5 protein-coding genes are annotated in these 3,891 nt (G+C 41.7%); all 5 read left to right on the top strand.

Annotated elements, in window-relative coordinates; all coding sequences use genetic code 11:
- Window positions 1–368 precede the first annotated feature (368 nt).
- The 5 genes from JGK39_RS32880 (at window position 369) to JGK39_RS32860 (ending at window position 3,764) form a co-directional block, all read left to right on the top strand.
- Window positions 369–1,037, top strand: coding sequence for a Uma2 family endonuclease (locus tag JGK39_RS32880; RefSeq protein WP_293298952.1), 669 nt, complete (start codon window positions 369–371; stop codon window positions 1,035–1,037).
- A gap of 77 nt (window positions 1,038–1,114) precedes the next feature.
- Window positions 1,115–1,720 carry a Uma2 family endonuclease gene (locus JGK39_RS32875; protein ID WP_293262629.1) on the top strand — a complete coding sequence of 202 codons (606 nt, stop codon included), beginning with the start codon at window positions 1,115–1,117 and terminating at the stop codon, window positions 1,718–1,720.
- A gap of 202 nt (window positions 1,721–1,922) precedes the next feature.
- Window positions 1,923–2,303, top strand: coding sequence for a XisH family protein (locus JGK39_RS32870; protein WP_293262632.1), 381 nt, complete (start codon window positions 1,923–1,925; stop codon window positions 2,301–2,303).
- 23 nt (window positions 2,304–2,326) lie between these two features.
- On the top strand, window positions 2,327–2,662 hold the full coding sequence (locus JGK39_RS32865) for a XisI protein (protein WP_293262635.1): 336 nt from the start codon (window positions 2,327–2,329) through the stop codon (window positions 2,660–2,662).
- A 286-nt stretch (window positions 2,663–2,948) separates the two neighbouring features.
- Window positions 2,949–3,764 carry a PD-(D/E)XK nuclease family protein gene (locus JGK39_RS32860; protein WP_293262638.1) on the top strand — a complete coding sequence of 272 codons (816 nt, stop codon included), beginning with the start codon at window positions 2,949–2,951 and terminating at the stop codon, window positions 3,762–3,764.
- Window positions 3,765–3,891 lie beyond the last annotated feature (127 nt).

Genomic DNA, 3,891 nt, shown 5'->3' with positions numbered 1-3,891 from the left:
CAACAATTAGGGCAACTAATTTCTAATGTCATATCACGCTATGGGAAACACTTCTCTAATTATAGCTTACTCCGATCCTTTCCTTCAGGGCACTACCCTGACGGGCACTTGCTGTGTCTGCGTCAACTCATGCCTCAAGCTTCGCTGCTGGTAGTCTTTGACTTGCAACCAGACTAACATTTGGGGCTTTTTTCGCGCGATCGCCCTCTAACATTTGGGGCTTTTTTCGCGCGATCGCCCTCTAAAATTGGAAAGTTATGTGAGTTTGAGATTAAACTACAAACTTTAAGCTAGGCTGCACAGGTTTTCATTGTTTAGCTAAAATCACATAAGCTAGTATAAAACTATCCTTAATTTGTTGGTGAATTATGACTGTGACAACTGCAAAATTCATCCTTGCTGAAGCGGGCAAAATTCCACAATGGCAAGCCGCCACGTGGGAAGATTATGTAGAGGCTTGCGAAAATCCGTCTTTAGCGGAAGCCAAAAAATTTTTTCATGAAGGATATCTTTGGATCGATATGGGTAATGAAGGGCCTCAGCACGCCAGATTTAACGATCTGTTTACTATCATATTTTTTGTGTGGTTTACCACCAAAATAGGACAAAATTTTGATTCTCTTAGCGGTTGTGTCATTGAGAAACCTAAAGTGGGTTCAGGTGCGCCAGATAAAGTTTTATACATTGGCGGAGATTTCCCGCAGTGGCAAAAAGGGGAACCGCGCCGCATCAATCTCAATCAATGGCGAGTTCCCGATTTAGTCGCAGAGATTTCCGATACTACTTTGACGAGCGATTTAGATGAAAAAAAGCGCTTGTATGCTGCTTTAGGAATTCCTGAATATTGGGTAGTAGATATTAATGGCGTGAGAGTATTAGCATTTCGCTTGCAGGAGAATGGGAAGTATCAGGAATGCGATTTTTCGGTGGCGCTTGAGGGATTGCCCATTGCTTTGCTTTCGGAGACTTTAAAGCTTTTGACTGAAGGAAATGGGACGGCGGCGATGTGGTTTGCTCAACAAATTGGGTATTTGTAGGGAAGAAATAACAGAGGGAATGTTACCTATAATTTTGCTATAATTAGCAAAAAGCCATTTTGGCGGGGAATTAAAATATGGTATTACCCACAATTACTGAAGATACAATTTCCCTCGCAGCCGGAGACGAACTCATCCTGCGATTTAGAACTTGGCAAGATTACGAGGCATTGCTAGCCCGCCGAGAGGATAAAGCTGGATTGAGAATTCGTTACAGCAGCAAAACTCAAGAAATTAGAATTATGTCACCCTTGCCAAGACACGGTAAGAATGCAGATATACTGGCAGATTTTGTCAAAGCTTTACTGCGACATGAATGCAGAGATTGGGACGCATTTACTCCAATTACACTGAAGCGAATTAACCAACAGGAAATCGAACCAGATTATTGTTTTTATCTCGACAATCGGGAGCAAATATTAGGGAATGAGCGCATTGATTTAGAAACAGACCCACCCCCAGATTTAGCGATTGAAATTGACCTGACTTGCACGACTAAACCAGAGGATTATCAAGCGATCGCACCTTTGGAACTCTGGGTTTACCGTCAAAGTCAATTATCAATATATCAGTTCGAGTCGCAGCAGTACCGCGAGTCTCAAACGAGTCGCTGGTTTCCCGGTTACGAGCTCAAAACGTTAATTCCTCAATATTGCGATCGCGCGAAAGCAGATTGGTTCTAGTGTGGCGCTGCGACAGTTTGAAGAGGTATTGCGATCGCTATGAGTCGATGTGGGATCCCAAAAGGGCGATCGCGCTTAATCTTTTTGAAGTTTTTACCAAGTCTTAGCCTAAGTTATAATTAAGCCAGACTGCAAAAAAAGATCGATCGAATAGCTTTCACCCACACATTTACTAATGACACTTAGCTAAAATATCATAATTATGCCCGCTAAAGACATCTACCACAACTGTGTAAAAAATGCTTTACTTAAAGATAACTGGACAATTACTCACGATCCCCTTACTCTGAAATGGGGTACTAAAGATATGTATGTAGATTTAGGAGTTCAAAAACTCATCGCTGCTGAAAAAGCGGAACGTAAAATTGCCGTGGAAATCAAAAGCTTTGTAGGTGCATCGGAAATGAACGAACTAGAAAAAGCAATTGGTCAATACATTGTGTACCATGATGTTTTAGCAGAAATCCAACCCGAACGAAAACTTTATGTGGCCGTTCATGATGAAATATACGAAGGATTATTTGAAGAACCAATCGGGAAGCTGTTACTCAGAAATAATCGTGTTAAACTCATTGTTTTTTAACCCCAAAAGGAGGTAATTCTGCAATGGATAGCTTAGAACATTACCGTCAGATTATCTGTTCCATCATCACTGAATATGCTCAAATACCATACGCTGACGGAGATATTCAGCGGCATACGGTATTTGATACTAAGAACGATCGCTATCTACTGATGATTCTCGGTTGGGAGAAAGTGCGACAAGTTCACGGTTGCTTAATTCATGTAGAAATTATCGATGGAAAAATTTGGATTCATCGAGATGGCACAGAAGATGGCATCGCCAACGAATTTCTCAATGCTGGAATTCCCAAAGATAGCATTGTTCTGGGGTTCCGTTCCCCAGAAATGAGAAAGTACACAGAATTCGCTGTGGCTTAGAGGGTGTTCTTCGGCAAATTAAATTTGAATAGCGTTGCTTAATTTGAGCATAAATTTACCTTCTTGACTGTAGTCATAAATATACTCTTTGCCCCTTTGACTCTTTTCATATAACTTAATTTATACTGTGAATCAGCAAAGTCACTCATGTTTACTCTTCAGTCTCTTAGAGAGGGACTTTGTTTGTCTAGGATCGGTTTCAACCGACGACTCTATCCTCTTATTTTTTTCATAATTACTATTATAAAACCTTACCAAAAACCCACAATATTACACTACAAAACAAATGCTCCGCCTCTCCCAAACCCAACTCAAAATCCTCGAAGAATGCCCCCGCAAATTTCAACACAGCTACCTAGAACTCCTCGCCACCACCGCATCCCCAGAACACAAAGAAAAACTCACATGGGGCAGCCGCTTTCACCTTTTGATGCAGCAGCGAGAACTAGGATTGCCGATTGAATTCATCACCCAACAAGACCCGGAACTAGGACGATGTGTGGCAGCATTTATCAACACCGCCCCCGAACTTTTTGCGAATTCAGAAAATAGCGAACAAATTTTTCGCCAAGCCGAACACCCCCGCATCCTAATTTTTCAAGACTACCTATTCACCGTTATCTATGACTTGCTAATAGCCGAACCAACTACAGCCCAGATTCTCGACTGGAAAACCTATCCCCGCCCTCAAAAATCAAAATGGATAGCCGAAAGCTGGCAAACCCGCCTCTATTTATATGTCTTAGTAGAAACTAGCGACTATTCCCCGGAACAAGTTTCTATGACATACTGGTTCGTACAATTGCAAGGAGAAGAACCGCCACAAAAACTCACATTTGCCTACAATCAAATAGAACACGATCGCACAAAACAAGATTTAACCCAAATATTGCAGCAGCTAACAGACTGGCGACAACGCTATACCGAAGGTGGCGAATTTTTCCCCCAAGTACAAATTAGTTCTAATCTTTGCGATTCCTGTCAATTCGCGACTCGCTGCAACCGCACCCACGATACCCAAGCTTCTTCATCAAATTTTCCAGCAGAAACTCCCGAAAATTGGCTGCCAAATCTTGCTATAATTGAGGAAATATCTATTTAACATACCTATTCCACAACTCAACAGTCCGCTAAAAGTTTGTAGTGAGGACTTCAGTCCTCTGATCCCTAAAAGTTTGTAGTGAGGACTTCAGTCCTCTGATCCCTAAAAGTTTGTAGTGAGGACTTCA

Source organism: Microcoleus sp. PH2017_12_PCY_D_A (assembly GCF_020738565.1).
Taxonomy (GTDB): Bacteria; Cyanobacteriota; Cyanobacteriia; order Cyanobacteriales; family Microcoleaceae; genus Microcoleus.
The sequence above is the reverse complement of the archived record's forward strand: the minus strand, read 5'-3'. Positions and strand labels throughout refer to the sequence as shown.